At 61.9% G+C, this 733-nt stretch carries 1 protein-coding gene; it reads right to left on the bottom strand.

Annotation, left to right across the window (positions count from 1 at the left end; translation table 11 throughout):
* Positions 1 to 131: 131 nt before the first annotated feature.
* The gene (locus tag GOX01_RS12760) at positions 132 to 395 is read right to left on the bottom strand and encodes a hypothetical protein (protein ID WP_024717133.1); all 264 of its coding nucleotides are present in this window, start codon (positions 393 to 395) and stop codon (positions 132 to 134) included.
* Positions 396 to 733: the final 338 nt, after the last annotated feature.

Genomic DNA, 733 nt, shown 5'->3' with positions numbered 1-733 from the left:
CTTGCTCATGGGAAAACTCCGGACAAGCGGCCGCGTCCGGTGCTGCGCGCGGCAGACCGGGGGGCCAGAAAAACGGGATGATGGAATTGCGGGACGAGCCGCGCCCGGCTCAGGCGCGCGGCATCAGGGGATCAGAGCGGTCCGAACCGAAGGCTGATCTGCTGGCGTTCACTGTCGGAAAGGCGCGCCAGGGCCTCGCGATGGTATTCGGAGCCACAGCGCGCCTTCTGTGACACCCGCCACCAGGCGTGCTGGTCCGAACAGGTGACGCCTCGGATCTGGGTGTCCATGTTTTCGGGACCGCAGCCTTCGAGGATGGTCCAGCCCTCCTGATGGGCCTGAACCAGACTGAACTGCGATTGTGTGTCCGGGGACGTAAGGGCCAAGCTCGGCATCGTCGTCTTTCTCCTTTCCTGACCCTCTCCGGCAACCGCGGCGTCGTGCTGGGGGGCAAGGGCGACGCGTCAGCGTCGGGACCGCCCGGCCCGCAGCGCCAGCGAGGACACGGACGGACCCACCCCTTGCCGCACAGGGCGATCCCGTGGTGCCCCTCTTCTTCCCTTCCCTCTTTTTCTTTTTTCTTTTTTCTTTTGCTTTCGGCTCTTCTGCAGGTCGGAAAAAAACCATGCGGCAAGTGTGAAGACGCTGTTAACCGGAGTAATGTATTGTCGTGGCTGACTTGCAGTCACCGTTCACAGAAACGATTTACAGCTCACCATCATTACACTGAGGG

This window comes from Gluconobacter oxydans (assembly GCF_006539685.1).
In the GTDB taxonomy this organism is placed as follows: Bacteria; Pseudomonadota; Alphaproteobacteria; order Acetobacterales; family Acetobacteraceae; genus Gluconobacter; species Gluconobacter oxydans.
This window is presented reverse-complemented; position numbering and strand designations above follow the sequence as displayed.

What these genes read in the sequence shown, in the direction of transcription:
- GOX01_RS12760 (WP_024717133.1), bottom strand. Translation starts at nt 395, where the DNA reads ATGCCGAGCTTGGCCCTTACGTCCCCGGACACACAATCGCAGTTCAGT.